This window comes from Ruegeria sp. AD6 (genome assembly GCF_056542325.1).
In genome coordinates this window covers 1-23,076 of the sequence record NZ_JBQFZQ010000003.1, presented here as the reverse complement: position 1 = coordinate 23,076, position 23,076 = coordinate 1, and the positions used below count along the sequence as shown (strand labels likewise).

Sequence of the window (23,076 nt, the reverse complement as noted above, 5' to 3'; positions counted from 1 at the left end):
GGTAAGGTCAAGATATCTGGGTGCGGGCCAGTGCATCCGTCACAAGATCGTGTGGCAACCACATCAGGTCCGCCGTGCGGGTCCACAGGATCGCCGTGCGAATGGTCTTGTCGGGATAGATCTGCGCCAGCGCCTGCGCATAGGCCCCCATCTGGCGCAGCAGGCCTTCGGGGCAGGTCTCGGCACTATCCGGAACGGTGGCATTTGATTTGAAATCAATCACATGCACTTCTTCTTCCGTCACGATCAGCCGGTCAATAACACCGTGCATCCGCTGCCCGTTCAGGTCGGCGGATACCGGCACCTCGGCCAGCGTATCCGGGGCGAACACGGGGCTGAGGGGGGGCGCCGTCAGAACGGCCATGGCTTCGTTCAGCAACTCGGTTCGATCCGCGTCGTGCATATCGGGCAGAAGCCGGGCGCAAAGCTGTGCCCAGGTGTCCTGTGCGCTGCCGGGCAGGTGCTCCAGCAACAGATGCAGCCGAGTGCCGCGCAGCTTTGCGGCCTCTTCATCCTGACCGGCATCACCGGGCAGCGCCTTTGCCCCGCCAAGTTCCGACGGGCTGATGGTTTCCTCGATCTGCGGTGCATCTGGGGCAGCTTGCGCGCAGAACGCGGGCAGATCATACGCCGTTTCCGGCGCGGCGTGGTGTTCAACGCATGGCAGGGCATCCCAATCCCCATGCGCCAATCGCCGCTTGCCCGAACCTTCAAGCTGGGTCGCCCCTGCCCGTTCCATCGCGGTCTCGACCATCTGGTACCAACTGGTCCCATCCTTGCCGACATCCCCCGCGGCCGCCACGATCAACCACTTTTCAGCCCGTGTTAGAGCCACATAGAGCAGGCGTAGCCGTTCGTTTTCCTCGCGGCTTCGGGCCTCATCCCGTGCCTGAGAGATCAGCTTGGTCGACACATCCGCAGGCACCTTCCACAACGGCGTTCCATCCGCGACCATGATCTCGGCATCGCGCGGGGCCTGCCGTTTTCCGGTATCTGGCAGGATCACGATGGGCGCTTCCAACCCTTTTGAGCCATGCACCGTCATCACCCGGATCATGTCGCCCACACCGCTCATCTGCCGTTTGATTTCCAGATCGTCGGTCTGCATCCAGACCAGAAACCCGGTCAGGCTGGGAATATCCGTGCGCTCATAAGCCAAAGCCTGCGATAGCAGCGCGTTGATCCCATCCTCGGCCTCGGCCCCCAACCGCCCCAACAGCTTTCGCCGCCCGTCATGGCGGGTCAGAATGCGTTCGATCAGGTCATAAGGGCGCAGGAAATCGATCTGCCCGCGCAGGTCGTTGAGCACGGCCAGCGTTTCAGGAAATTCCTCGGCCCGGTTGCGCAGCGCGGCCCACAGGAATTTCTCTTGCCGCCGATGGGCCAGATCGAACAACGCCTGTTCGCTCCATCCGAACATCGGTGATTTCAGGACGGTGGCCAGCGACAAGCTGTCCTCGGGTGTGGCAAGGAAACTCAGCAGCGCGGCCAGGTCCTTGACCGCCAGCTCAGCGCCGACTTTCAGGCGATCAGCCCCGGCAATGGGCAGGCCCTGGGCCTTGCAGGCGCGAATGATCTCGGCAAACAGGTCTGAGCGGCGCTGGACCAGGATCAGGAAATCACCCGGCCGTACTTTGCGGCGGACAAACGTACCGGGCGTTTCGCCATCTTCGGGGACCGTCTCACCCTGCTCGATCATGCGCTTGATCGACCCTGCCACCTGCTCGGCCAGAATGACGGTGTGGTGGCGCGAACTGGGCCGGTCAACGGGGTCGGTCCAGTCGCCATCCTCGTCATCTTCGACCTTTTCGACCACTGGCCACAGATCGACGCGCCCCGGCAGATCCGCCTTGAACGCGCGGTGCTGGCTGTCCTTGTGAAACCCCGCATCGGTGCGGTTTTCGAACAGAATATCGACCAGAGACAGGATCGCGCTGGAGGATCGGAACGAGTATTCCAGCGTCGAATCCCACAGTTTAGAGCCAGATTCTGTCAGCTTTCGCCCAAACTCAGCTTGCATCCGATCAAAGGCTTGCGGGTCCGCGCCCTGAAACGAGTAGATCGACTGTTTCTTGTCCCCGACCACAAAAATCGTGCGTTCGACTCCGGATCGGGCCCCCTCTCCGCTGGTGAATTCCTGCGCCAGCTTCTCGACCACATCCCACTGATCCGGGCTGGTATCCTGCGCCTCATCCACCAGAATGTGGTCGATACCGCCATCGAGTCGGTACAGCACCCATTCGGCCACTGCCGGGTCGTTCAAAACCTGCCGCGCGCGCAGGATCAGGTCGTCGAAATCCAGCCAGCCGCATAGTTGCTTGCGCCGCTCGTATTCCGGCAGGAAGGCGGCGGCAAAGCGGTGCAGAACGGCCGTTTTTTGCGCAGCAACCAGTGCGAGGCGTTGTTCGCGCGCAGCCTCGACCCGTAACATCAACGCTTCGAGTTGCGGCATCCGGTCAGCCAGCGCGCCTTCGCGCAGGGCCTTGGTCGGGAAGCCGTTAACCTTGGCGGTAAAGGGTTCTTTTGCGCTTTTGCCGGTCAGAAACACAGCCTCAAGCATGGGCAGATGTGCCAACCGCGCCTCGGTGAATCCGGCCAGTTTTGCCGCCGCCTTGGCGTTGTTGCCGCCACTTTCGATCAGCGCGGGCAGCATGGATTGAATCAACTCGACCTCGCCACCCAGAAACACCCGGGCCAGCAACTGGTCTTCGTCGAACCCTTCGGACAGCCCAAAACGCTGCAACAGGTCGGTGTGTTGTAACGGCTGTGCGAACAGGTTGCGCCGTTGCGCAACCGCTGCTGTCACCTTGTCAAAATCTGTATCGGTGACGAACCGTACAACATCCTCGATCAACCCGGCTTGGGGGCCTTCGGCGAAATCCTCAATGATTTCTTCGCGCAACAAGGCGGCGGCCCGGTCTTCCATCTCGGCGAATTGCGGGCTGACCCCGGCTTCCAACGGGAAACGGCGCAGCAGCGAGGCGCAGAACGAGTGAATGGTCTGGATTTTCAGCCCGCCCGGCGTTTCAATCGCGCGCGCAAAAAGCGTGCGTGCCTGCGCCAGCCGGTTGGGATCGATGATACCTTTGACCCCCAAATCGGTCAGTTGTTGCAACAGCGATGCGTCGCCCAGCATCGCCCATTCGCCCAGCCGTTTGAACAACCGGTTCTGCATCTCGCTGGCGGCGGCTTTGGTATAGGTCAGACACAGGATGTGTTGGGGCTGCACCCCGTCCAGTAACAACCGCGCCACGCGGTCGGTCAACACCCGCGTTTTGCCCGACCCCGCATTGGCCGCCAGCCAGGTCGAAGCATCGGGGCGCGCGGCCTGCACCTGCCGCTCGGTCGCGTCGTTGCGAGGGGTCATGTCAAGTCCTCGGGGCGGGTTTCGGCGGTGCGATCCCATTCGCCGAACCGGGCCAGATGGTCATAGTCGCCAATGTCGGTGTCCTTGTGCAGCATCCGGCGAGAGGAAAAGCCCTGATCAGGCTCTAAATAGGCCGAAACAAGCTCTTTCAACTCAGCCAACACCTTGTCTGCGGGTTCCTTGTTCAGCGGTGCGGCGACCTCTTTGTAACTGCCGCCCATGCCGATAAAGATCGCCTCGGCCACGCTGACGGGGTCGATCCCTTCGATGGCACCCTGCTCGGCCATGGCGGACTCGATCAACAGCTGTTTGTCGAACTTGGCCTGCTGGCTTTCGCTCGGTGGCGCGCCGGTTTTGTAATCGATAATCCGCAGCGCGCCCCGGCTGTTGCGGTCGATCCGATCGGCGCGCCCGACAATGGTGAAATCCAACGGCGCAAGCACCAGCTTCATCGCGGCCTCAAAGGCCACCGGCCCGCCATCGCCCCGGCGCGCGGTTTCGGCGGACAGGAAAGCGTCGGCAATCCGTTCCAGCCGCGCCAGCCATAATTTGCGGGCGGTCGGCCAGGCGACATGGGTTTCCAGCAGATCATGTGCGCGTTTCAGGAAATTCTCGCGGGTCAGCAAGGCGGTATCCAACACGCTGTCTTTGACAAAATGTTCGAGGATTTCGTGGATCACGATCCCGCGCAACAAAGCATCGGGGGCCTGAACCAACGGGTCCAGCGGTTTCAGGCGCAGCACATGCTTGGCGTAGATCGCGTACGGATCGCGGATCAGGCGCTTGATTTCAGTCACCGACAGACGACGAGGCCGCGCCGCGACCGGAGGGCGCGGGGACGGGCGGTGCGCCGCATCGATCCGGGGGGCCTGTTCCAGCGCTTTCGCCCAACTCAGGTACGTTTGACCGCGCGCGCGCATGTCTTTCAGAGCCTCTCGGCCTCCCTGATCGGGCAAACCCTGCAGCAGGTTGGTCAGGCGGTTCAGCCACCGCGACGGGACAGTTTCCGCATCGTCCGAACGAGTGGCGCGGGTCAGGCAGACCTCGGGCGCGCCGATAGCCTGCTGGAAATCATGCGCCGAAAGGCCGATCCGGCGCTCGGGCAGCAACAGCCCCGCCTTGTCGCGCATCTGACGGTTCAGCCAGGGGTCGGGCGCGGGGGCCTCGGGCCAGCTGCCTTCATTCAGACCGCCCAGAATCAGCAGATCGGCCCCCTGCACGCGGGCCTCAAGCGTTCCCCAGATCATGATGTTGGGATGCGGCGCATCGCGGTCGCGGACCTCTTCCCCGGCCAGAAGCGCGCCCATAAGATCGGCGAAATCATGGGCGGTCATGGGCCCGCCATGGTGCGCTTCATCCTGCAGGGAGGTCAGAACGGCCAGCGCCTTTTGCCCCGCGTTCTTGTCCCAGAGCGTGCCTTGTTCGCCTGCGCCGCCGGCTGAAATGGCCTCGGCCAACTTCCGCAAGCGATCAACCCAGTCGGTCAGGGGCAGTTCACCTGTGATTTGCTGATCGCAGAAATGCGTTCCGACCCAATTCAGCCAATCCGCAGGCGCTTCGGTGCGAATGGCCGAGGCCGTCAGGCTGGCATGATCGGGAAACGGGGGGCCATTGCGGCGCAGATCCAGTTCCAGATCGCGGGTGTGCAGCAGATGCGCGCCACGCTCGGCTCCGTCATGGCAAAGCGGGTGTTTCAGCAGGGTCAGCAAAGCCTCACCATCCAGCCGACGGGCAAACAACCCCGCGACATGGCGCAGAAACCGGCCCGGAGGCGACAGTTGCAAGGGCAGGCCTGCGCTGTCATCGGGCAGGATGTTCCAACGGTCCAGCGCCGCGCTGACTTGTCGGGTCAGCATCCGATCCGGCGTGATCAGGGCGGCGGTCTGGCCGGTTTCCGCCGCTTGTCGCAGGCGCAGGGCGATGGCCAACGCCTCGGACCGGGGCGAGTCCGCCTCGATCAGTGTCAGGTCCTTGGTCGCACGGTCCAGATCCGCCAGTTGCGGGCCTTCGGACATCCAGGCATCGGTGATCGGGGCAGGGCGCAAAGCCAGCGAAACCAACCTGTTACGCGCGGGTGACGGTGGTTGCTTGCCCGTCCAGGGCTGGATCTGATCGGGGGTCAGTTCCAGCGCGTGCATCAGCTTGCGGAAGCGGTATTGCGGATGATCCTCTGAGGTCAGCGCCTCATCCAGGCGATCCCAAACGGCATCCGGCTGGTCAAAATCATAACCCGGCAGGATCAACGCGCCCTGCGGCAAGCGCGCAACGGCCTGCATCAGCATCAGCGTTGTACCGCGCGATCCCGTCGATCCGGCCAGGATTACGGGATGCTCAGGCGGTGCGTCCTGCCAGCGGGCAATCAGGTTCTCGACCACCCGACGTTGGCGGGCCTGCGCATCCATCGCCTGAACGCCTGCATCGACAAAATGATCTGCGATGCCGATAAACGCCTGTGCCCGCGCCCAATGGCCAGACATGTCGCTGACATCCAATTGCCGGATCGCGTCGGGTGAGACACCTTCGCCCTGCATCTCATCAATCAGCGCTGCCAGACTGTTGGACAGATCAAACAGTGAGGCGCGCGCAGCCAGATCGGGCTGTTGCTTTAACAGTTTCGAGATCAGCTGCGTCAGCTCCAACCGTCGCCGCAGGGGCGGAATGGCAGGCGGGATCTGCGCCAGATCGACGCTTTCCCCCAGATCGGTCACCAGAGACAGGCGGGGCAGCAGGCAGGGCGGGCCCTGATCGAACAGGTCCCGCACGCGGCGCGCCATGCGGCGGGTATTGACCACCAGTTGCACCCGCGCCAGCGCCTCGGGCGGGCCATCGCTGCGTTGGTGCAGCCCGTCGACCAGCGCCTTGGGAAAGTCGGTGCCGGGCGGAACGGCGAATACGCGGGGCAGGGCGCTGGGTTTAAACATCGGCCAGCAACCCTTCGGCCAGGGCAATCCCCTCGGGTCGTCCGACATCGCACCATCGACCGGGGTATTCGGTTGCAAACAGCCGATTTTGGTCCTGCATCCGGTTCCAAAGCAGGTTGAGAGAGAACGCCTGTTCCGAAAATTCTGCCAAGCGATCCGTTTTGATGATCTGCGCGCCACCATAAACCAGGCCCGGCCCGCGCGTGATCCGGCCTTCGGCATCTGCAGTGAAATCGCCGGTGCCGCTGTGACCCACCGTGTGGGCAATGGGGATGCACATCAGCAGGGCATCCATCCTTTGCGGATCCCACACGTTTTGCAGCAAGGTCAACGGGTTCGGCCCGGCCCAGATCGCGTCGGTGTTCAAGGTGAAGACCGGGTTTGACGCCAGCAGGGGCAGGGCGGCACGCAACCCGCCACCGGTTTCCAGAATCTCAGGCTCTTCCCGCGATAGCAGCACCCCCTTGGGCGCCAGATTTGCAGCAAGCTGATCGGCATGATAATGCAGGTTTGCGACCACGCGTTCGGGATTCAGACCCTCCACATGGTCCAAAGCGTGATCGATCAGAGGTTTCCCGGCCACTTCGATCAAGGGTTTGGGCCGGTCTTTGGTCAACGCGCCCATGCGGGTTCCAAACCCGGCGGCAAACATCATGACCGCGGTCGGAGTGTTGGTCATACCGCCCTCAGCCTCGCCAGATTTTCAGGGGTCGGCTCGGGCAGCGCCTCCCGCACCACATCTGCCACGGAAAGCAGGGCAGGATGTTCCAGATCGCGCATCAGATGCGACCATGTCGCAGGGATCAGATCAATATAATGTGGTTTTCCATAATCCGTGGCCAGCCGTGCAAACCCCCCCAGAATACGCAGATTCCGCTGCGCGCCCAGAACGCTGTAAGCGGTTCGGAAATCGTGATCATTCATGCCCGAGGCCGCAACATAGCGGTTGATCATCTGCATCTCGGTCCCCACCGAAACCGACCGGCGGACATCCTGCAGCAAGGACACCAGATCATAGGCTGGATGCCCCAGCATCGCGAGTTGGAAGTCCAGCAACCCGACCCGCTGCACCCCATCACGATCCGGCATCCAGATCAGGTTCTCGGCGTGGTAATCGCGCAGAACCACCACCTTTTTTCCGGACGTTTCGCGGTGCAGAATATCGGAAAACCGGCTTTCGAACCGGGCCAGCGCGTCCGTGTCGTAGCGCCCCAGAATGCCCTGGGCATATTTCGTGAAGGACAGCGATGACAGCTCGGTCATCAGCGCCGGGTCGTAGGACGGTAAAGACAGCGAGGGCGCATTGTGCAGGTGAAGCAGCACATCGGTCGCGGCCTCATACAGCGCGCGTTCCTTGCCGGGGTCTTTGTCCAGAACGCGGGCGAACAGGTCATCGCCCAGATCCTCCAGCAGCAGAATGCCAAATTCGGCATCTTCGGCGTAGATCTCGGGGGCGTTCAACCCGACCGAGCGCAGGTATTCTGCAACCCGCACAAACGCGTTGACGTCTTCGCCCTTTTCGGGCGGCGCATCCATCAGAACGGCGGTGCGGCCGGTCGCGTGATCGGTCAGACGCTCATAGCTGCGGTTCGACGCGTCCCCGGCCAGAGGCGCGCGGCGGGCCCCGGCCCATGGGGTCTGCGCGATCAGCGCCTCGGTCAGTATGGCCCGGTTGGTCATGTGGTCGTCTCCAGTTTTTGCGACCATTTCGGGTCGGACCATTTAAGCGTCAGGTGGCGGGTTTCTTCCGCGTTAGGGTCTGTTTCGAACACAAGGTTTAACGCGGATTGCGGCGTCAGAGGGCCCAGTTTATCGGGCCATTCAACCAAGCAGATCGCGGTTTCAAACGCGTCGATCAGGCCCAGTTCTTCGACCTCTTCGACCATGCTCAGCCGGTAGAGATCGCAATGCCAGACCTCACCGGCCTGCGTGTCATAGGCCTGAATCAGAGTGAATGTGGGTGAGGGCACATCCTCGGGCACCTGCATCAGCGACTGGATCAGGCTGCGGGCGAAATGCGTCTTACCGCTGCCGATGGGCCCTTCAAGCAGCACAATATCGCCGGGGCCGAGGGTGTTGCCCAATCGGGTGGCAAAATCGGCGGTGTCGTCCGGGGATGTCAGGGTAAGGGAAACAGGCGGCATCGTCATGGCGCCACAATGGCCTCGCGCCCGCGCGGCTGCAACCCGGTTCAGGCGCTGATTTGCTGGATTGGAGTTCGGTCCAGCACGGCGGCGTCACAGGCAAAGCGCACAATGGTCGCGCCGTTCTGCATTGGGGTCACCGTGCACTCTAGTTTGGTGCCGTCGCGCATCCCGATCTCAGCTGACCATTCGGCCCGGTTGTCGCGCATTTCAACGAAATCGCGGATCTCGCCCAGAATGGGCGTGGCAACACAACGCTCCTGCCATTTGCGGGTCACATCCATGACCGAGTCGCTGTGGAATCCTGCATCATCGGCATCGCCCCAAAGCTTTTGATAGGCGTAGTTGGTCAGCGCCAGCGTGCCATCATCCGCAAAGACGGCAATGGCGTCTGCCAGCTTGTCCAGAATCGATTGCATCAGGTCCATTTCCGCACGGAACCGGCGGGTCAGGGTAATCTCGGCCGTGATATCTTCGAACAGAAAGGCGACGGCCCCATCGGGATGCGGACGACCGCTGACAGAATAGACCGAGCCGGACGGCAGAGACCATGTTTCCTGATAATTCCCATCCTCTGCCGCCTCGAGCAGATCGTTCATCTGCTTGCGCCACGACCGGTAATTCTTGGGTTCCGGCATCATATGCTGATCCCGCAGCCGGTCAAAGAAACTGGACAGGCTGGGACGGCAGCTTAGGAAATCCGGGGGCAGGGTGGTCAGGTCGATCAGGGCCGGGTTGAATAGGGCCAGCTGACGGTTGCGGTCAAAGATGGCCAGACCGATGGAGAGCTGTGCAAAGGTCTTGGTCATCGTCTGCACGAATTTGCGCTGGGCGGTTTCCGCCTCGACAATCGCGTTGACGTCCATGGCATAGCACAGGCAGCCCTCGTCATGTTCGATCTGGGTCAGGTCGAACCATAACTGACTGTCGCTGCCGACAACATCAATCGGGATGCGGGTTTTCCCGGCAGGTCTTGGGTCACCCTTTTGGGTCGGAAACAGTGGCGCAGTCAGATCCACGTCCTGACCGCGCGCCTTGCGGGCCAGCGCGATATAAGCGGCGTTGCACCACGTAACCCGGTTTTTGTGGCCCCAAAGCCAGACCGGATAGGGGGCCTGATCCATCGCCAGACGGATCGGATCGTTCGGATCGCGCAGTTGGCTTTCGGATGATTTCGCAGGTTCGTGCAATTGCACCCGTACGATTCCGTCGATCCATTCGCACAGAACCTCTCGTTCAACCGTGCAATCGATGGCAGAGACCACCAGACTTCCCTGATCGCGCACGATATCCGGCGTTTCCGGAAAGTTGGGGAAGTCCCGCTGCAACAAGCGGCGCAGCCCGTCCCAATCTCCCACCTGCTCGAACCCTGCCAGCGCGATATCGGAATGGCTGATCAGCCGGTCCCCGTCGAACAGAAACACCGCGTCAAACAGCGAGGCGTTCGAAAACATCCCATAGCTGTCATCCCGGCGCGCGCGGCGCGGAAGCAGCCATTGAATGGCCAGACAGCACGATACAAGGCTGATTGTGGCCAGGATGATCCAGTCAGCCATAGAAAACCCCATGCCGGAACAAATGCTGGGATCAGACTATGGCTCTGATTGGTTAACGGTCTGTTAATTCAGACCTGGATGTGCTGGTTGCTGCCCGAGGGCACCGGCGTGTCGCCCTTTTGCGCGTCAATCAGCTTGCGCGGCCAGGACACTCGCACAATCGCACCCTTGTGGGCTGGGTTGTCGGACAGGTGCTGATAGGGGTCCGATCCGTTGGCAAATTCCAGTTCGGCCCCGCTGCGTTCCAGCAGGGTTTTGGCGATGAACAGGCCCAGCCCCATCCCTTCGTATTCCGGGCGGGCGCGCTGATCGGTCTCGGCCCGGCGACGGCGCATGAACGGATCTCCGATCCGCCCAATCAGGTGCGAGGGGTAGCCGCGACCGTCATCCATGATGCTGACAGTGATCTGATCCGTGGTCCAATGCGCCTCGACCCAGACATTGGCGCGCGAGAAATCCACCGCGTTCTGGATCAGGTTGCGCAGGCCGTGAATGATCTCGGGTTTGCGCAGGATCGAGGGCTGTTGCACGTCCCCATCCTGTGCCGGGCCTTCGGCGAAGTGAACCATCTTGCCGCGCTCGATATGCGGTTCCGCGGCCTCATGCACCACGGTCGAGATCGGGGCCTGCCGCAGATGCAGGTCATCCTTCCCTGCCCGGCCCATATCGCGCAGGATATCGCGGCAGCGGTCGGCCTGTTCGCGGATCAACGCGGCGTCTTCTTTCAGATCGGGTCGGTCATCCAGCTCTTCGATCAGCTCGGAACTGGTCAGTTTGATCGTGGCCAGTGGCGTGCCCAGTTCGTGTGCGGCAGCGGCAACCACACCGCCCAGATCGGTCAGTTTCTGCTCACGCGCCAGGGCCATATGGGTGGCCGACAGCGCCTCGGACATGGATTGCACCTCGGAACTGACGCGGTGCGAATAAGCGCCGATGAACACGATGGCGATCAGGATCGCGGCCCAGTTGCCGAACAGAAGAATATCCGGAATGCGCAGAATCAGCCCGATATCGGTGCGCAGGGGCAGGTGAAATTCGGCCAGCAGGGTGGCCAGAATGATGGCAACGCCACCAACGATCAAAGTGGACCGCGTGCTCATGACATTGGCCGAGATGGTGACGGGCCCCAGCAACAGCAGGGCAAACGGATTGTTCAGACCGCCGGTCAGGTACAGCAGAAACGCCAGTTGCATCAGGTCGAACAGCACCATCAGGAAGTTTTCGAATTCGGTCAGGCGCTTGTTCTGCGGGAACAGGAAAATCGCGGTCAGATTGCCCATGACCGAAACACCGATGGCCAGATAGCACAGCCCGACCTCAAGCTGCACGTGATAGGTTTGCTGGGCCACGGTGATCGCGGTGATCTGCCCCACGATGGCCACCCAGCGCAACAGGATCAGCGTGCGCAGCCGGATCCAGCTGCTGCGCTCCTGGCCGCGCCAAAACGTCTGGTTGGAATCTGCCATCGGTCGATTATGTCCTGTTGCATCGGCTGTTCATCTTGATAGGTGTCCCGGCCGAAACGATCAACAACCCCTTGCGCACGGATAATCGCCATGACCCGCCTGTATGCTGTTCTCGCAACCGTTGTTCTGGCTATTGGCCTTGGGGCCATGTGGCTTTTGACGCAAGGGTCGGGTTCGGACGACAAGTTCGCGCAATGCCGATCCAGCCAGATCGCCGGGGGTACAGCGGCCATTGGCGGGCCGTTCGAGCTGATCAACGGCAAGGGCGAGACGGTGACTGACGCAGATGTGATCACCGAACCGACGCTGGTTTATTTCGGCTATACCTTCTGCCCCGATGTCTGCCCGTTCGATATGTCCCGCAACGCCGAGGCGGTCGATATTCTGGCCGGGCGCGGGTATTCCACGACGCCCCTGTTCATCTCGATCGATCCGGATCGGGACACGCCAGAGGTGGTCGGCGACTATGCCTTCAACCTGGGTGGCAAAACCATCGCACTCACGGGATCGCCCGAACAGGTCAAGGCCGCCAGTCAGGCCTACAAGACCTATTACAAGGCCCATGACAAAAGCGATGAATACTATCTGGTCGATCATTCGACATTCACCTATCTGGTGACGCCCGAGGATGGGTTTCTGGAGTTCTTCAAGCGCGACGACACCGCCCAGCAGATGGCCGACAAGGTTGGCTGTTTCCTCGATCAAGGCGCGTCCTGACAAGGTTGTTTGACCTTTGTTCCCGCGCTGCTATTACTCTTGTTCAAGCCAACGGCATGACATAGCGGAAAGACCCAAGAATGGCAGACAGTTCTCAGCTTGATATCGGCCCTGACAAATCCCTGCTTCTGGTGGATGATGACGAGCCGTTTCTGAGACGTCTGGCCAAGGCCATGGAAAAGCGCGGGTTCGAGGTTGAAACCGCCGGTTCCGTCGCCGCAGGTCGCGCGATCTCTACCGCCCGTCCGCCCGCCTATGCAGTTGTCGATCTGCGGCTCGAGGATGGCAATGGTCTGGATGTGGTCGAGGTTTTGCGTGAAAAGCGCCCCGACAGCCGGGTTGTTGTGCTGACCGGCTACGGCGCGATTGCAACCGCCGTGGCGGCTGTGAAGATCGGCGCAACCGACTACCTATCAAAGCCCGCCGACGCCACCGATATCACCAACGCGCTGCTGGCCAAGGGTGATGAACTGCCCCCGCCGCCGGAAAACCCCATGAGCGCCGACCGCGTGCGGTGGGAGCATATCCAGCGGGTCTATGAGCTGTGCGACCGGAATGTCTCGGAAACCGCACGGCGGCTGAATATGCACCGTCGGACGTTGCAGCGGATTTTGGCGAAGCGTAGCCCGCGGTAAAAAGCAGAGCCTTGACTGGTCTGTTCAAAGGGTAGTCTTTGAGACTACTCGCCAGACTTCGGATAGATGAACCCGTTCACCGGGTACAAACTGCCATACTGACCCGGAAGGCTTTCGACCCGAACCAGCGTCCAGTCGTTGTTTTTGGACACATCCCTCACGCCCATCTTCAACGACACCTTGTTGCGGTGCCAGTTGGCGTGGTTCACGATGACTTCCCGCTCGGTGACAACGTCGGACACGACCGCCACATGGCCCAGTGGCATCCCGCGGGTTGCCCGAAACGACATGACCGAACCGACAACCGGTTCATTGCCCCGCGCAAAACCACTGCGCGCCTTGCCCCACCAATCCTTGGCGTTGCCGCGAATTTCGATACCGCTGAGGTTGCGCGCATAGGGCACGCACCACACCCTCTGCCCCCGAGCCTGCTTTTGCGAGACCTCGCGCAGCGCCATTGACTGACGTTCCGGATCGAGTCCCAGTTCGGTTGGACCTTGGGCGCAGGCAGAGACCAGACTCAAAAGCCCCACCGCAATTGCGGTACGGATTGTGCCGGACAAGCGCGGCCAAGTCGTGTCTGTTTTGCGTGTGCCGGTGCTCAAGAATCTTCACTGTCCATTCGAAGACACGTGAGTTTTAGGGGGATCAGATGTGTTGTGAAAAGAGGTCTGTCAGCTCGTGGCAAGATTTCGCCGGTTCTTTGTTGCACCGTTCAGACAATAACGGGTTCAGGAGGGGGTTAAGAAACCGAAGTGTTGATGACTGGGCTCACGCATTTTGTCCGTAGCGGCACGGCGTTTGAACATGCACCGCAGGACGTTGCCGCGGATATTGGTGAAACGTTGTCATAGGTAGTTGGTTGGTTGGCAACCTGTGTTTTGCTTCAAAAACTAATTTAGCGCTTGCTTTACTTTCTCAATCATTTTTCGCTTTTCGATTGGATTTGAAAAGGAGACAATTCCACGGGCGTTGAAGGCCTCTAACATAAAGGGTGCAAAAATAGTTGGTTCGATGTTCGGGTAACTCAAATGCGCAGTAGCCGCGGACATCCCTACAAACAGTGCCAGATCTGACTTGTTTTCCTCGTACAACCTCGCAGTATCACTGCTGTAGTAATCTTTGAATTGCTGGAATTGTTTTTCTGAAAGAATGTCTTGTACTTTACTTTCATCGTATCCCGGTTCTGTAGGAACAAAAACAAGCCTTTCGCTGGACGGAATATTTTTTTCGACTTGTTCACGCGAAAACCGGCTCAAAGTTCGGGCAGCATCTGATTTATGAAATTTTACAATTTCGGAAAGCTGTGCCGCGTTGAAAGTCTCCATTATCGCACGAGTGCTTCTGATGTGAAAACCATGGATTCCGATATCTGTAATCGAATCCGGGATAAGCGCTTCGAAGCGATCAAAATCCACGACCTTCACATTGTGAGCGCTCAACTCTCTGGCAAGTGCTTTCACATAGAGCTCGGCTGCATTTTTGCGAACTTTCAGGTAAATCGTTTCATCGGCATAAAGGGATACAAGATACACCGCATCATCCTTTGGCGATGCAAGTGCCATCGACGAAGTATAGCAGAAGACCAGCACTACTTTCATGATCGACTTAATCATTTGTGTTTCCAACCTTATTGTTCATCCAAAAGCTGTTGGTGCCTAGTCATGTAAGCCTCCCTCACCTCAACCGGCGGTCTTAGCGTAATCGTCAGCCCCTCTATCACCCCCCGATCCGGACGACCAAAGAACTTCGTCGCCTCAGCCTCGGAGAACCCCGCGATCTGCGTGGCCTCCATCCAGGCGCTGATTTTGTCGGCTTTCTTGATCTGCCGCTTCACCGTCTTCGGTACCTCAGCAGGCAACCCGAACCGGATGTGGATGGCTGCTGCCAACCGATCATCCAGCGCACCATAGTCCGGGCCGACGGCGGATTTGACGGGTGAGATCATGTCGCCGATCACATATTCCGGCGCGTCGTGTAACAGGGCAGCAAGTCGCCATTTCGCGGGCGCTTTGGGGGCGATACGGCCAAAAATCTCTTCGACCAGCAGGGAATGTTCGGCCACGGAATAGGCAAAATCGCCGTTTGTCTGCCCGTTCCAACGCGCCACAAAGGCCAGACCATGCGCGATGTCTTCGATCTCGATATCCACCGGGGTCGGGTCCAGCAGGTCCAGCCTGCGGCCTGACAGCATCCTCTGCCATGCTCGGGGTTGTGTTGCCATTCTGCCATGCCTTGTGAAGTGGGACACATTAAAATCGTATTTTTCTGCTATGATGTACCTGTCAGGATCACTTGCTGCCAACGTTTTCTTGAGCGTTCGTGCTTTGAAACATCACCACTCGATCCCGACATAAAAACCGAGGGGGGCACACGCTTCTCCCGGTGTGCGCCTCTCACAAATGCAACGCGAAGTGAAAGGAGCAAGTTATGTTCAAGCGTTTATTTGCAATTGCCCTGACTTTTGGCATGGCCGCCACGGCCCCGCCCGCCTTTGCCCGCACCTGTGCAGAGCGCGAGCATGTGATTGACAGATTGCAGAAGAGTTACTCGGAAGAGCTGGCTTTTGGCGGTTTGCAGAAAACACGCGGCGCGCAGTCGGTCATGGAGGTTTGGACCTCAAAAGAAACGGGCAGTTATACCGTTTTGGTGACCCAGGCGAACGGCATTTCCTGTATTGTCGCCGTTGGCACCGATTTTTTCGAAGCGATCCCGAAAGTCAAAGTTGACGGCACGCCAAGCTGATAAAACTGGCGTAACACTCCGTTTTCGGACATCCACATTGCCACCTGCCCCAAGGGATGTTAGGGGCAGCCAAGTGTGATTGACCGGAAAAATGGAGCGCCAGATGGCCGGGGACTATATCGTTAAAGACATTTCGCTGGCCGGGTTTGGCCGCAAGGAACTGGATATCGCCGAAACCGAAATGCCGGGGCTGATGTCCTTGCGTGCGGAATATGGCGACAGCAAGCCTTTGTCGGGCGCGCGCATCGTCGGTTCGCTGCACATGACCATCCAGACAGCCGTTCTGATCGAAACGCTGACAGCACTTGGCGCGGATGTGCGCTGGGCCTCGTGCAACATCTTCTCGACCCAGGACCATGCGGCGGCAGCGATTGCCGAGGCTGGTGTTCCGGTCTTTGCCATCAAGGGTCAAACGCTGGAAGAACACTGGGATTATCTGGACAAATCCTTCCTGTTCGAAGACGGCCCCAACATGATCCTGGACGATGGCGGCGACGCGACGCTTTATATCCTGCTGGGCGCCCGCGCCGAAGCGGGTGAGGACATCATCCCCGTTCCGGGTTCGGAAGAGGAAGAGGTGATCAAGAAGCAGATCGCCAAGCGTATGGCGGCAAGCCCCGGCTGGTTCACCAAGATGCGCGACCAGATTCAGGGCGTCTCTGAGGAAACCACTACCGGCGTGAATCGTCTGTACCAGCTGGTGAAAGACGGCCACCTGCCGTTCCCGGCGATCAACGTGAATGACAGTGTCACCAAGTCGAAGTTCGACAACAAATATGGCTGCAAGGAATCGCTGGTTGACGGCATCCGCCGCGCCACCGACACCATGATGGCTGGTAAGGTTGCTGTTGTGTGCGGCTATGGCGACGTGGGCAAAGGCTCGGCGGCTTCGCTGCGTGGCGCAGGTGCCCGTGTGAAAGTCACCGAAGTTGATCCGATCTGCGCGCTGCAAGCCGCGATGGACGGGTTCGAAGTGACCCTGCTGGAAGACGAAGTCGAAAGCGCGGATATCTTCATCACCACCACCGGCAACAAGGACGTGATCCGCATCGAGCATATGCGCGCGATGAAGGATATGGCCATCGTCGGCAATATCGGCCACTTCGACAACGAAATTCAGGTGGCCAGCCTGAAGAACCACAAATGGACCAACATCAAGGAACAGGTGGACATGATCGAGATGCCCTCGGGCAATCGCATCATCCTGCTGTCCGAAGGTCGCCTGCTGAACCTCGGCAACGCCACCGGGCACCCGTCTTTCGTGATGTCGGCGTCTTTCACCAACCAGGTTCTGGCGCAGATCGAGCTGTTCACCAAAGGCGATCAGTACGAAAACAAGGTCTACATCCTGCCCAAGCATCTGGATGAGAAAGTCGCGCGCCTGCATCTGGACCGCATCGGTGTGAAACTGACCAAGATGGATAATGAACAAGCGGCCTATATCGGTGTTGCGCCGGAAGGCCCCTATAAGCCCGAGCATTACCGCTACTGATCGCGGATCGGGTATGAGCAAACGCACAGGACGCCGCCGGATTTCGTATCTGGCGGCGTCTTTCTTTTCGATCATCGTATTTCTATTTCTTGTTGGTTCGGGCGGGTATCTGTTGCTGTCCCATCCGCAATCGCCTGTTCCATCGCATTGGAATCCGATGCGGGATCTGACCGTGAAAGCCCGGGTCACACCAGTTACCAGATACCAATTGAACCGGGCGCTGGCGGATGAGGCGCAGTGCCGGGCGGCCCTGTCCGACGCGGGTGTGGCGTTTGAACCGATGGAGGATCTGGTCGTTGATCAGAACTGCGGCATTGCTGGTCGGGGCGCGTTGTCGCAACTGACCTCAGCCAAAGTCGCGGCTGTTGAGACACGCTGCACCATCGCCCTGCGTCTGGCGATGTGGGAACATCACGTGGTCCAGCCAGCCGCGCAGGAGATTCTGGGCACTACGGTCCGGTCCCTGCGCCATCTGGGCAGCTATAACTGCCGCCGCATGCGCACGGCCCAAGGTGAAAACAATGGTTGGAGCAGCCATGCCACGGCGGATTCGATAGACATCATAGGCGTTACCCTGGCCGACGGGCGGGTGCTGAACCTGTTGGACGACTGGATCGAACCCGGCCCTGAGGCCGATTTTCTGCGTCAGATCTGGCGCGGCGCATGCGATTGGTTCCGCGTGGTACTCGGCCCTGATTTCAACCGCTTACATGCCGATCATTTTCACCTTCAGGGGCCCGGCTGGGGCTATTGCCGCTAGCCCTCCCGCCGTCTTAGCGCAGGGAGGGCATGAAATCTCCGCGGCCGTGTGGTGTGAAATCCAGAACATTCCACAACGGCCACGCCGCATCCACATGCCGGGGATGCCAATCGCTGGGTTCAAAGAACAGCTCGGAACTCCAGAAATGGTGAATTCCGTCCGAAAGGCGCTGAAAGACATTCAGGATGGGAAGCTGGTCACCCCCGTCGGTCTCGGCCAGATAGTCGCTCTGGTACCGCGTCCCCAGCGCGGAATATAGCAGGAGTGCATTCCAACCCATCTTGTCCTTGAGGGACGACAGTTTTTCGGGCGTGTTCTGCGCCACCACCGCAACCGATGCCTTTTGCGCCAGATGATGGATCTGAGAGTTCAGCCCATCCAGAAAGGCCGAACACATCGGGCAGGGGCGTTCCGCATCCGGTCCGTACATCAGCGAATAGATGATCAGCGTATCCTTGTCGCCAAACAGCGACGACATCGGTGCGGCCTCGCCGGCAAGATTTCGGAACGCGTAATCGGTTGGGATCTTGCCCCCGACAGGCAGAGCACGGCGCAAGGCCGCGACCTCTTCAACCTTTGCTCTCAGGTCCCGCTCGGCGGAAAGAAGCGCGTTACGAGCGGATCGATATGCGGTGGTTTCATTGGGTAGGGAAACGGGCATCGGGACCTCCGGGATTCGTAATTAACAAAAAGGTTAAATAAAAAATCCACGAAAATCAATTCGCGGCGTTCCGCAAAGTTCGGCCTAGGGGGAAACCTTGTGATTTTTCCCTTTTGGGAAATCTCATTGCAAGGCTAGTCTCTCGGGCATCGGTGAAAAGTGCCGTGACAACGGATTAAGGAGAATGGGACATGGGCAAACGCGACGATTTGATCGCCAAATACGCTGAAGATCTGAAAGGCAAATGTGGGATGGACCCCGATATGGACCTGCTGACAAAGGTCACCATCGGTTGCGGTCCGGCGATCTATGACGCGGATGCGTCGACAGTGGCGGCCAGCCAGGAAGGTGAACTTGAGACCGTCAAGAACAACTTCCTGATCAAGAAACTGGGCCTGTCCGACGGTCCCGAGCTGATGGAAGCGATCAACAAGGCCATGGAAACCTATGGCATGTCCGAGCGCAACAAATACCGCGCGGTCGTCTATTACATGCTGACCAAGCATTTCGGGAAAGAATCCGTTTACGGTTGATCCCCGCACAATACGATTACAAACGCCCGCCTGTCCCCAAGGCGGGCGTTTTGCATTTGAATTGGATTCTAAGGACTTGCCGTTTGAAACGCGGTCGCGGATCGGGCTATGGTCAATTCAGAGACCAGGACGGTCAGAACCAGATTTTCGATACACGTGTGGTGAGTAGGGAGCACGTGGGGTAGGGAAGGTTCTGCGCCGTGCAGGGCCTTCCCTTTTTTACCTTCAATCCGCTTGGGTTTCGCCCAGAGCACAGATTGTAACCCATTCCATATCGCTGACAGGCTGCACGGACAGGCGTGAGTTTTTGACCAGCACCATCTCGGCCAACCGCTCATCCGCTTTGATCTGATCCAGCGTCACGGGCTTGGCGAACGGGCGCACCACCTTGATGTCCACACATTCCCAGCGTTCGTCATCGGTGGTGCTGTCGGGATGGGCTGCGGCGCAGACCTCGACAATGCCGACAATCGCCTTGTCCTTTTGCGAATGATAGAAAAAGCCGCGATCCCCCACGGCCATCTGCCGCATGAAATTGCGTGCCTGATAGTTGCGTACGCCATCCCATTCTTCGCCCGCATCGCCCTTGGCGACCTGTTGATCCCAGCTCCAGGTCGAAGGTTCGGATTTGAACAGCCAATACGCCATCAGCCGATCACCCGTTTCCAGGGGATCAACTCGACCGACTCGAACAGCCCCGCCAAAGCATAGGGATCGTTTTCGGCCCAAGTTTTGGCCTCGGCCATGTCCTCGACATCCAGAATGACCAGAGACCCGATCATGTCCTCTTGCTCCAACAGTGGCCCGGCTTGCGAGACGACGCCGGTTTCCTCGATATAGGCCAGGTGGGCCGCGCGGTTGTCCAGACGGGTTTGCAGCGCGCCAGCTTTGTCTTTGGCGATCAGGGCGATGAGCATTCTATTCCTCCTTAAGCGGCCGACCCAGCAGGGACTGAATCGCCTGAGCTACACTGTAGGCACCGTCGCTGAGTTCCGCCACCGTTGTGCTGATTGGCATGTCCAGCCCCTCGGCCTTGGCGATCTTGGCCATGGCGCGGGCCGTGGCGACACCTTCGACTGTTGTGGTCTTGTCGAACGGCTGATTCAGACCCAAACACAGGCCAAAACGATAGTTTCGCGACAGTTCGGATGAACAGGTCAGCACCAGATCGCCCAACCCGGACAGCCCCATCAACGTATCCGGTTGCGCCCCGCGCTGGGCGGCAAAGCGTTGCATCTCGGCAAAACCGCGGGTGATCAGGGCAGCCCGTGCGCTATCGCCCAACCCTGCCCCGATAGCAGCGCCGCAGCCGATGGCCATGACGTTTTTCAACGCGCCGCCCAACTCGGCCCCGGTGGTGTCAGTGGTGCGGTAAAGGCGCAGATTCGCAGTGGTCAGCCGGGCTTGCAGGTATTCGCCCGCAGCGGCGTCTGCACAGGCCAATGTCAGCGCCGTAGGCAGGCCGCGCGCGATGTCATCGGCAAAGCTGGGCCCGGTCAGCAGAGCTGGTTGGGCATCCGGGACGGTTTCACGGATCACCGCCACCGGGCCAAGACCAGTGGACAGTTCAATCCCCTTGCAGCAGGCGACCAGAGTTTTGCCCGTCAATGCCGTTCGGTGCTGGGTCAAGGCCGCACGCAATTGCTGCATGGGCACCGAGACCAACAGCAAATCCGATTGGCACGCCTGATCGATCTGCGCCGTCACCGTGATCTGGGGCGGCAAAGGCACACCGGGCAGGCGTTGTGCGTTCTCGGCCGTCTCCTGCATGGCGCGGGCTTGCACTGCGTCGCGCGACCACAAGGTGACAGGCCCGTTGCCTGCCAGAGAAATCGCAAGGGCGGTTCCGAATGCGCCAGAGCCCAGTACTGAAACGCTCATGCCTTGGCCCCTTTCTTGCCGCTGCCCAGCATCGCCGGGCTGGTTTGATCCAAGGGCCAGCGTGGACGTGCGGTCAGGTCCAGACCATCCTGCGCGCCGGTGCGAAAGCGTTCAAGCCCGGCATAGGCGATCATCGCCGCGTTGTCGGTACACAAGGCCAGCGGTGGGGCAGTGAACGAAACGCCTTGTTCGGAAGAAACAGTCTCTAACGCGGCCCGAATGGCGGAATTTGCGGCCACACCCCCGGCCACTGCGATCACAGGATTGGCAGGGTTTTGTTCCAAATACAGACCGATCGCGCGACGGGTTTTCTCGGCCAGCGTATCCACAACCGCCTGTTGGAACCCGGCGCACAGATCAGCGCGGTCCTGCCGGGTCAGCCCGCCTTTTTCCGCCACGATCTGATCGCGCATCCGCATCAGCGCCGTTTTGAGCCCCGAGAAAGACAGGTCACATCCGGGCCGATCCAACAGGGGGCGCGGAAACCGGAACCGCTTGGGATCGCCCGAGCGCGCCTCGGCCTCGACCGAAGGACCACCGGGCTGCGGCAGGCCCAGCAAGCGGGCGGTTTTGTCGAATGCCTCTCCCGGAGCGTCGTCGATGGTGCCGCCAAGGCGGGTAAACGCCTCGGGGCCATGGGCGATCAGGTATTGGCAATGACCGCCCGAGACCAGCAGCATCAGATAGGGGAATGATACGCCATCGGTCAGGCGCGGGGTCAGCGCATGCCCGGCCAGGTGATTGACGCCGATCAGCGGCAGACCGGTGGCCGCACTGATTCCTTTTGCGCACATCACGCCGGACATGACCCCGCCGATCAGACCCGGCCCAGCGGTCACGGCAATGGCGTCCATGTCGCCCAGACCCAATCCCGCAGCCGAAAGCGCCTGCACCAAACAGGTGTCCAGCTTCTCGGCATGGGCTCGTGCCGCGATCTCGGGCACGACGCCTCCATAGGCGCTGTGCAGCTCGGTCTGGCCATGCACGACCGAGGACAGAATCTCGGCCTGTGCGCCCTCTGTCTGGCGCACCACGGCGGCGGCAGTATCGTCACAGCTGCTTTCCAATCCAAGGACGGTAAGTGTTTGCACCATTGGCACGATCCGTTGCATCATAATTGGCAAGCGGGGTATCACCCTGCGCGGATGCAAACAATCCCAAGGCCAAAGGCGCCGATCGTTGTATTTGTTGATGACACGCCCGCGCGCTGCCTCGGAGAGGTTTGTGGCGCAGCTGCCGACCCGCACCAGATCACGGGTGACCGTCATCCATTCCTCCATTCTGGAAATCAAACCGCTGCCGGTGCAGGTTTCAACATCCGACGTGCGGGGGCTTATCTTCTCGTCAGCCAATGCGGTGAACGCGGCGGCATCGATGGGGGTGAGCCGCGATCTGCCCGCTTATTGTGTGGGTCCGACCACGACCGGCACCGCCAAAGGTGCAGGCTGGGCGGCGCAGATGGTTGGCGGCACGGCCGAGGAACTGGTGGCCGCCCTGCTACAGATCCGGCCGCACAGCCCGCTGTTGCATCTGCGCGGCGAACACAGCCGTGGAAACGTGGCCGAGCGTTTGACGGAACTGGGTGTCACAACGCGGGAACAGGCGGTTTACCAGCAACATCTGCGACCGCTGAGCGCCGAGGCTTTGGCGGTTTGCAACGCAGATCGGCCAATCATCGCGCCGATATTCTCACCCCGGACCGCGCGACAATTTGCCGACATCTGGGCCGGAACCGCGCCCCTTTGGCTGGCCGCGATCAGCCAGGCAACGGCGGAACCCCTTAAATCCTTGGGCTACACGCGCCTGAAGATCGCCAAAGAGCCGACGCCCGTAAAAATGCGCAAAGCCGTTAAAAAGCTTGTGAAACATGCGATGCGGGTTGAGGGCGAGCCGGGTGCAGATTAACTTGAACCAGTCTGTAGTTCTGGTGATTTTAGAATCGATAAGGGGAATGTGACGGTGGCGGGCAAAAAGAAAACCGATCAGGAACCGGTGGAAACCCCGAAATCGGACGACGTAGCCGAAGGCGCAACTGTCGATCCAACTGTCGAATCTGATGACGCGGCTGTTGACCAGAACGACGCCAGCGAAGACCTGACTTCCGAAGCCGAAGCCGAAGCCGAAGCCGAAGCCGAAGCCGAAGCCGAAGCCGAAGCCGAAGCCGAAGCCGAAGCCGAAGCCGAAGCCGAAGCCGAAGC

The 23,076-nt window shown here is 60.0% G+C and carries 22 protein-coding genes and 1 pseudogene; 8 read left to right on the top strand and 15 right to left on the bottom strand.

The genetic code is table 11. The annotated features are described in order from the left end of the window. Positions 1 to 7: 7 nt before the first annotated feature. The 7 genes from addA to regB form a co-directional block, all read right to left on the bottom strand. Complete coding sequence (addA, locus tag ACR0KJ_RS08735) at positions 8 to 3,367, bottom strand: double-strand break repair helicase AddA (RefSeq protein WP_480626464.1); 3,360 nt, start codon at positions 3,365 to 3,367, stop codon at positions 8 to 10. Beyond that, entirely contained in the window at positions 3,364 to 6,288 is a 2,925-nt protein-coding gene (gene addB / locus ACR0KJ_RS08730; RefSeq protein ID WP_480626463.1) for a double-strand break repair protein AddB, read from the bottom strand. The genes addA and addB overlap by 4 nt, the downstream gene beginning before the upstream one ends. After that, entirely contained in the window at positions 6,281 to 6,967 is a 687-nt protein-coding gene (locus ACR0KJ_RS08725; protein WP_480626462.1) for a nucleotidyltransferase family protein, read from the bottom strand. The genes addB and ACR0KJ_RS08725 overlap by 8 nt, the downstream gene beginning before the upstream one ends. Next, entirely contained in the window at positions 6,964 to 7,968 is a 1,005-nt protein-coding gene (locus tag ACR0KJ_RS08720) for an aminoglycoside phosphotransferase family protein (protein WP_480626461.1), read from the bottom strand. Before ACR0KJ_RS08720 ends, ACR0KJ_RS08725 begins: the two co-directional genes overlap by 4 nt. Beyond that, positions 7,965 to 8,438: a tRNA (adenosine(37)-N6)-threonylcarbamoyltransferase complex ATPase subunit type 1 TsaE gene (tsaE, locus tag ACR0KJ_RS08715; protein ID WP_480626460.1), complete on the bottom strand. Its 474-nt coding sequence runs from the start codon at positions 8,436 to 8,438 to the stop codon at positions 7,965 to 7,967. The genes ACR0KJ_RS08720 and tsaE overlap by 4 nt, the downstream gene beginning before the upstream one ends. A gap of 41 nt (positions 8,439 to 8,479) precedes the next feature. After that, positions 8,480 to 9,988, bottom strand: a complete 1,509-nt coding sequence (locus ACR0KJ_RS08710; RefSeq protein WP_480626459.1) for a PAS-domain containing protein — start codon at positions 9,986 to 9,988, stop codon at positions 8,480 to 8,482. Positions 9,989 to 10,056: 68 nt separating this feature from the next. Further along, positions 10,057 to 11,454, bottom strand: a complete 1,398-nt coding sequence (gene regB, locus ACR0KJ_RS08705) for a sensor histidine kinase RegB (RefSeq protein WP_170453323.1) — start codon at positions 11,452 to 11,454, stop codon at positions 10,057 to 10,059. 90 nt (positions 11,455 to 11,544) lie between these two features. Here regB and ACR0KJ_RS08700 point away from each other — a divergent pair, with 90 nt between their 5' ends. Continuing rightward, a complete protein-coding gene (locus ACR0KJ_RS08700) occupies positions 11,545 to 12,171 on the top strand; it encodes an SCO family protein (protein ID WP_170453322.1) in 627 nt (208 codons plus the stop codon). 80 nt (positions 12,172 to 12,251) lie between these two features. Continuing rightward, the gene (locus tag ACR0KJ_RS08695; protein WP_050604676.1) at positions 12,252 to 12,806 is read left to right on the top strand and encodes an ActR/PrrA/RegA family redox response regulator transcription factor; all 555 of its coding nucleotides are present in this window, start codon (positions 12,252 to 12,254) and stop codon (positions 12,804 to 12,806) included. Positions 12,807 to 12,850: 44 nt separating this feature from the next. Here the strand turns inward: ACR0KJ_RS08695 and ACR0KJ_RS08690 are convergent, their stop codons facing one another. From ACR0KJ_RS08690 to ACR0KJ_RS08680, 3 genes are all read right to left on the bottom strand, one after another. Next, on the bottom strand, positions 12,851 to 13,339 hold the full coding sequence (locus tag ACR0KJ_RS08690; RefSeq protein ID WP_480626603.1) for a CHAP domain-containing protein: 489 nt from the start codon (positions 13,337 to 13,339) through the stop codon (positions 12,851 to 12,853). Between the two features lie 360 nt (positions 13,340 to 13,699). Continuing rightward, positions 13,700 to 14,407, bottom strand: a complete 708-nt coding sequence (locus ACR0KJ_RS08685) for a hypothetical protein (protein WP_480626458.1) — start codon at positions 14,405 to 14,407, stop codon at positions 13,700 to 13,702. A gap of 29 nt (positions 14,408 to 14,436) precedes the next feature. Continuing rightward, positions 14,437 to 15,030 carry an HD domain-containing protein gene (locus ACR0KJ_RS08680; RefSeq protein WP_480626457.1) on the bottom strand — a complete coding sequence of 198 codons (594 nt, stop codon included), beginning with the start codon at positions 15,028 to 15,030 and terminating at the stop codon, positions 14,437 to 14,439. A 206-nt stretch (positions 15,031 to 15,236) separates the two neighbouring features. Between ACR0KJ_RS08680 and ACR0KJ_RS08675 the strand changes: the two genes are divergently transcribed. The 3 genes from ACR0KJ_RS08675 to ACR0KJ_RS08665 all read left to right on the top strand — a co-directional run bounded on the left by ACR0KJ_RS08675 (position 15,237) and on the right by ACR0KJ_RS08665 (position 17,803). Continuing rightward, a complete protein-coding gene (locus tag ACR0KJ_RS08675; RefSeq protein WP_170453319.1) occupies positions 15,237 to 15,551 on the top strand; it encodes a hypothetical protein in 315 nt (104 codons plus the stop codon). A gap of 103 nt (positions 15,552 to 15,654) precedes the next feature. Next, complete coding sequence (ahcY, locus tag ACR0KJ_RS08670; RefSeq protein ID WP_170623557.1) at positions 15,655 to 17,043, top strand: adenosylhomocysteinase; 1,389 nt, start codon at positions 15,655 to 15,657, stop codon at positions 17,041 to 17,043. Between the two features lie 13 nt (positions 17,044 to 17,056). After that, the gene (locus ACR0KJ_RS08665; protein ID WP_480626456.1) at positions 17,057 to 17,803 is read left to right on the top strand and encodes an extensin-like domain-containing protein; all 747 of its coding nucleotides are present in this window, start codon (positions 17,057 to 17,059) and stop codon (positions 17,801 to 17,803) included. A gap of 13 nt (positions 17,804 to 17,816) precedes the next feature. Here the strand turns inward: ACR0KJ_RS08665 and ACR0KJ_RS08660 are convergent, their stop codons facing one another. Beyond that, positions 17,817 to 18,464, bottom strand: a complete 648-nt coding sequence (locus tag ACR0KJ_RS08660; RefSeq protein ID WP_480626455.1) for a DUF899 family protein — start codon at positions 18,462 to 18,464, stop codon at positions 17,817 to 17,819. 191 nt (positions 18,465 to 18,655) lie between these two features. On the opposite strand from ACR0KJ_RS08660, the gene ACR0KJ_RS08655 reads away from it, so the two are divergent. Then, positions 18,656 to 18,997: a DUF2853 family protein gene (locus ACR0KJ_RS08655; RefSeq protein WP_170453316.1), complete on the top strand. Its 342-nt coding sequence runs from the start codon at positions 18,656 to 18,658 to the stop codon at positions 18,995 to 18,997. A gap of 225 nt (positions 18,998 to 19,222) precedes the next feature. Here the strand turns inward: ACR0KJ_RS08655 and ACR0KJ_RS08650 are convergent, their stop codons facing one another. The 4 genes from ACR0KJ_RS08650 to tsaD are packed head-to-tail and all read right to left on the bottom strand — an operon-like array spanning position 19,223 to position 21,972. Then, the gene (locus ACR0KJ_RS08650; protein WP_480626454.1) at positions 19,223 to 19,645 is read right to left on the bottom strand and encodes an EVE domain-containing protein; all 423 of its coding nucleotides are present in this window, start codon (positions 19,643 to 19,645) and stop codon (positions 19,223 to 19,225) included. Beyond that, positions 19,645 to 19,914, bottom strand: coding sequence for a YciI family protein (locus ACR0KJ_RS08645; RefSeq protein ID WP_170453314.1), 270 nt, complete (start codon positions 19,912 to 19,914; stop codon positions 19,645 to 19,647). Before ACR0KJ_RS08645 ends, ACR0KJ_RS08650 begins: the two co-directional genes overlap by 1 nt. Before the next feature lies 1 nt (position 19,915). Continuing rightward, a complete protein-coding gene (locus ACR0KJ_RS08640) occupies positions 19,916 to 20,878 on the bottom strand; it encodes an NAD(P)H-dependent glycerol-3-phosphate dehydrogenase (protein WP_480626453.1) in 963 nt (320 codons plus the stop codon). Next, entirely contained in the window at positions 20,875 to 21,972 is a 1,098-nt protein-coding gene (tsaD, locus tag ACR0KJ_RS08635) for a tRNA (adenosine(37)-N6)-threonylcarbamoyltransferase complex transferase subunit TsaD (RefSeq protein ID WP_480626452.1), read from the bottom strand. Before tsaD ends, ACR0KJ_RS08640 begins: the two co-directional genes overlap by 4 nt. Before the next feature lie 130 nt (positions 21,973 to 22,102). On the opposite strand from tsaD, the gene ACR0KJ_RS08630 reads away from it, so the two are divergent. After that, on the top strand, positions 22,103 to 22,783 hold the full coding sequence (locus ACR0KJ_RS08630) for a uroporphyrinogen-III synthase (RefSeq protein ID WP_480626451.1): 681 nt from the start codon (positions 22,103 to 22,105) through the stop codon (positions 22,781 to 22,783). A 54-nt stretch (positions 22,784 to 22,837) separates the two neighbouring features. Continuing rightward, positions 22,838 to 23,076 (top strand): annotated as a pseudogene (locus ACR0KJ_RS08625) (hypothetical protein); the annotation flags it as partial.